The following is a 5,382-nucleotide window of genomic DNA, read 5'->3' as shown; positions in this document are numbered from 1 at the left end:
AAGATTGTCCGGCGGCGTCCTACTCTCCCACACCCTCACGAGTGCAGTACCATCGGCGCTGGAGGGCTTAGCTTCCGGGTTCGGAATGTGACCGGGCGTTTCCCCTCCGCCATGACCGCCGTAACTCTATCGACATGTCAAACAACACCACACACAACGTGGTCTGTTGTTCGTTTATCGAGAGTTGCACAGTGGACGCGTAGCAGCTTAGTAGTCAAGTCCTCGGCCTATTAGTACCGGTCAACTGAACCCGTTACCGGGCTTACATTTCCGGCCTATCAACCCAGTCGTCTAGCTGGGGGCCTTACCCCACCAAAGGTGGGTGGGATACCTCATCTTGAAGCAGGCTTCCCGCTTAGATGCTTTCAGCGGTTATCCCTTCCGAACGTAGCTAACCAGCCGTGCCCTTGGCAGGACAACTGGCACACCAGAGGTTCGTCCGTCCCGGTCCTCTCGTACTAGGGACAGCCCTTCTCAAGTATCCTACGCGCACGGCGGATAGGGACCGAACTGTCTCACGACGTTCTAAACCCAGCTCGCGTACCGCTTTAATGGGCGAACAGCCCAACCCTTGGGACCTGCTACAGCCCCAGGATGCGACGAGCCGACATCGAGGTGCCAAACCATCCCGTCGATATGGACTCTTGGGGAAGATCAGCCTGTTATCCCCGGGGTACCTTTTATCCGTTGAGCGACACCGCTTCCACTCGCAAGTGCCGGATCACTAGTCCCGACTTTCGTCCCTGCTCGACCTGTCAGTCTCACAGTCAAGCTCCCTTGTGTACTTGCACTCAACACCTGATTGCCAACCAGGCTGAGGGAACCTTTGGGCGCCTCCGTTACCTTTTAGGAGGCAACCGCCCCAGTTAAACTACCCACCAGACACTGTCCCTGAACCGGATAACGGTCCGAAGTTAGATACCCAAATCAACCAGAGTGGTATTTCAAGATTGCCTCCACCCATACTGGCGTATGGACTTCACCGGCTCCCACCTATCCTACACAAGCTAATTCGAGTACCAATGTCAAGCTATAGTAAAGGTCCCGGGGTCTTTCCGTCCTGCCGCGCGTAACGAGCATCTTTACTCGTACTGCAATTTCGCCGGGCCTGTGGTTGAGACAGTGGGGAAGTCGTTACGCCATTCGTGCAGGTCGGAACTTACCCGACAAGGAATTTCGCTACCTTAGGATGGTTATAGTTACCACCGCCGTTTACTGGCGCTTAAGTTCTCCGCTTCGCCCCGAAGAGCTAACAGGTCCCCTTAACGTTCCAGCACCGGGCAGGCGTCAGTCCATATACATCGAATTACTTCTTCGCATGGACCTGTGTTTTTAGTAAACAGTCGCTTCCCCCTGCTCTCTGCGGCCATACAACGCTCCACCCGCGCGGGGCTTCACGTCTCCGGCCCCCCTTCTCCCTAAGTTACGGGGGCAATTTGCCGAGTTCCTTAACCACAGTTCGCCCGATCGCCTCGGTATTCTCTACCTGACCACCTGTGTCGGTTTGGGGTACGGGCCGCTAAGAACTCGCTAGAGGCTTTTCTCGGCAGCATAGGATCACTGACTTCACCTGAATCGGCTCGGCATCACGTCTCAGCCTATGTGTGTTGCGGATTTGCCTACAACACGGCCTACACGCTTACCCCGGCACAACCACCGGCCGGGCTCAGCTACCTTCCTGCGTCACCCCATCGCTTGACTACTACCCATCAGGTTCCCACGCTCCCCACCATCAACCCGAAGGTCTCAGACGGTTCGGGTGGTTAGCACAACGAGGTTCGTCAGGGACGCTCTTTCGCGGGTACGGGAATATCAACCCGTTGTCCATCGACTACGCCTCTCGGCCTCGCCTTAGGTCCCGACTCACCCAGGGCGGATTAGCCTGGCCCTGGAACCCTTGGTCATCCGGCGGAAGGGTTTCTCACCCTTCTTTCGCTACTCATGCCTGCATTCTCACTCGTGCCGCGTCCACAACTGGGTCACCCCGCTGCTTCACTCGCGGCACGACGCTCCCCTACCCATCCACACACCTGCACAAGGAATCAAGTCCAAGCGAGGTTAAAATGTGAATGCCACAGCTTCGGCGGTGTGCTTGAGCCCCGCTACATTGTCGGCGCGGAACCACTTGACCAGTGAGCTATTACGCACTCTTTAAAGGGTGGCTGCTTCTAAGCCAACCTCCTGGTTGTCTATGCGACCCCACATCCTTTTCCACTTAGCACACGCTTAGGGGCCTTAGCTGGTGATCTGGGCTGTTTCCCTCTCGACTACGAAGCTTATCCCCCGCAGTCTCACTGCCGCGCTCTCACTTACCGGCATTCGGAGTTTGGCTGATTTCGGTAAGCTTGTGGGCCCCCTAGACCATCCAGTGCTCTACCTCCGGCAAGAAACACGCGACGCTGCACCTAAATGCATTTCGGGGAGAACCAGCTATCACGGAGTTTGATTGGCCTTTCACCCCTAACCACAGGTCATCCCCCAATTTTTCAACATTGGTGGGTTCGGCCCTCCACGCGGTCTTACCCGCGCTTCAGCCTGCCCATGGCTAGATCACTCCGCTTCGGGTCTAGGACACGCGACTGAATCGCCCTATTCAGACTCGCTTTCGCTACGGCTCCCCCACACGGGTTAACCTCGCCACATGCCACTAACTCGCAGGCTCATTCTTCAAAAGGCACGCCGTCACCCCGCAAGGCTCCGACGGATTGTAGGCGAACGGTTTCAGGTACTATTTCACTCCCCTCCCGGGGTACTTTTCACCATTCCCTCACGGTACTCGTCCGCTATCGGTCACCAGGAAGTATTTAGGCTTACCAGGTGGTCCTGGCAGATTCACGGCAGATTTCAGGGGTCCGCCGCTACTCGGGAACACCCACAGAAGGTCAGCAACTTTCACCTACCGGACTTTCACCGTCTACGGTCAGCCATTCCAGACTGTTCGACTAGCCACTAACTTTGTAACTCCTCGAGCGCATGTCAGTACACTCAGCGGGGTCCCACAACCCCGACCACGCAACCCCTGACAGGTATCACACGCAGCCGGTTTAGCCTCAATCCGCTTTCGCTCGCCACTACTCACGGAATCACTAAATTGTTTTCTCTTCCTACGGGTACTGAGATGTTTCACTTCCCCGCGTTCCCTCCACACACCCTATGTGTTCAGGTGTGGGTGACACCACATGACTGGTGCCAGGTTTCCCCATTCGGACACCCTGGGATCACAGCTTGGTTGACAGCTCCCCCAGGCCTATCGCGGCCTCCCACGTCCTTCATCGGCTCCTGGTGCCAAGGCATTCACCGTTCGCCCTTGACAACTTGACCACAAAGATGCTCGCGTCCACTGTGCAATTCTCAACAAACGACCAACCCACAACCCACAAGCCCCACACCAAACCCGACAACCGCCGGCGGTATGCGAGACCAGGCCATGCCTGGCAGACTCCCAACGCCCCACAGGGCGCCAGACCAGTCTCCGAAAGAAACAACCCACGGGTTGTTCTTTCAGGACCCAACAGGGTGCTTAGCATCCGTCTCCAGCCGCACCAGGGACTTCGTTCCCACCACCGAAGTGGCTGTACTAGAAGAACCCCGGCCGTTGCCGGAGCCGAACTCACCAGTGTCTCCGCCATCTGAGCACCCCGACCCGACATTCGCAGGTCGCGGGCTCCTTGCACCCTTTCAGGTGAAGGTGCTCCTTAGAAAGGAGGTGATCCAGCCGCACCTTCCGGTACGGCTACCTTGTTACGACTTCGTCCCAATCGCCAGCCCCACCTTCGACGGCTCCCTCCCACAAGGGGTTGGGCCACCGGCTTCGGGTGTTGCCGACTTTCGTGACGTGACGGGCGGTGTGTACAAGGCCCGGGAACGTATTCACCGCAGCGTTGCTGATCTGCGATTACTAGCGACTCCGACTTCACGGGGTCGAGTTGCAGACCCCGATCCGAACTGAGACCGGCTTTTTGGGATTCGCTCCACCTCACGGTATCGCAGCCCATTGTACCGGCCATTGTAGCATGCGTGAAGCCCTGGACATAAGGGGCATGATGACTTGACGTCATCCCCACCTTCCTCCGAGTTGACCCCGGCAGTCTTCGATGAGTCCCCGCCATAACGCGCTGGCAACATCGAACGAGGGTTGCGCTCGTTGCGGGACTTAACCCAACATCTCACGACACGAGCTGACGACAGCCATGCACCACCTGTGACCGCCCCCGAAGGACCTCACATCTCTGCGAGTTTTGCGGCCATGTCAAACCCAGGTAAGGTTCTTCGCGTTGCATCGAATTAATCCGCATGCTCCGCCGCTTGTGCGGGCCCCCGTCAATTCCTTTGAGTTTTAGCCTTGCGGCCGTACTCCCCAGGCGGGGCGCTTAATGCGTTAGCTGCGGCACAGGGAACCGGAGAGGCCCCCCACACCTAGCGCCCAACGTTTACAGCGTGGACTACCAGGGTATCTAATCCTGTTCGCTCCCCACGCTTTCGCTCCTCAGCGTCAGTATCGGCCCAGAGACCTGCCTTCGCCATCGGTGTTCCTCCTGATATCTGCGCATTTCACCGCTACACCAGGAATTCCAGTCTCCCCTACCGAACTCTAGCCTGCCCGTATCGACTGCAGGCCCGCAGTTGAGCTGCGGGTTTTCACAGTCGACGCGACAAGCCGCCTACGAGCTCTTTACGCCCAATAAATCCGGACAACGCTCGCACCCTACGTCTTACCGCGGCTGCTGGCACGTAGTTGGCCGGTGCTTCTTCTGCAGGTACCGTCACTTACGCTTCGTCCCTGCTGAAAGAGGTTTACAACCCGAAGGCCGTCATCCCTCACGCGGCGTCGCTGCATCAGGCTTCCGCCCATTGTGCAATATTCCCCACTGCTGCCTCCCGTAGGAGTCTGGGCCGTGTCTCAGTCCCAGTGTGGCCGGTCGCCCTCTCAGGCCGGCTACCCGTCGTCGCCTTGGTAGGCCATTACCCCACCAACAAGCTGATAGGCCGCGAGCCCATCCCAAGCCGAAAAACTTTCCACCCAACCTCATGCAAGGCCAAGTAATATCCGGTATTAGCCCCGGTTTCCCGGGGTTATCCCAAAGCTTGGGGCAGGTTGCTCACGTGTTACTCACCCGTTCGCCGCTCGAGTACCCCGAAGGGCCTTTCCGCTCGACTTGCATGTGTTAAGCACGCCGCCAGCGTTCGTCCTGAGCCAGGATCAAACTCTCCAACAAAAACTTGTCGAACAGCATCCTGACAACAAACATGTTGCCAAAGGAATCCCAACCAGCCAGACATAAAGCCCGACCAGTCCGGGGTATAAATCATAATTGGCACTGGCTTATCAAGCACCCTGTTGAGTTCTCAAAGAACAACCACACACCGATCAAAAGCCCCACC

Annotated in this window: 3 rRNA genes; all 3 read right to left on the bottom strand. The window is 57.4% G+C overall.

Annotated features, from left to right (window positions below):
• Positions 1 to 6 precede the first annotated feature (6 nt).
• A 5S ribosomal RNA gene (gene rrf, locus EAD89_RS28425) occupies positions 7 to 123 on the bottom strand.
• Between the two features lie 87 nt (positions 124 to 210).
• Positions 211 to 3,321 (bottom strand): 23S ribosomal RNA (locus tag EAD89_RS28420).
• Positions 3,322 to 3,699: 378 nt separating this feature from the next.
• Positions 3,700 to 5,216, bottom strand: a 16S ribosomal RNA gene (locus EAD89_RS28415).
• Together the 16S, 23S and 5S rRNA genes form the textbook arrangement of a ribosomal RNA operon.
• Positions 5,217 to 5,382: the final 166 nt, after the last annotated feature.

Source organism: Micromonospora sp. BL4 (assembly GCF_003667505.1).
GTDB lineage: Bacteria > Actinomycetota > Actinomycetes > Mycobacteriales > Micromonosporaceae > Micromonospora.
The sequence above is the reverse complement of the archived record's forward strand: the minus strand, read 5'-3'. Positions and strand labels throughout refer to the sequence as shown.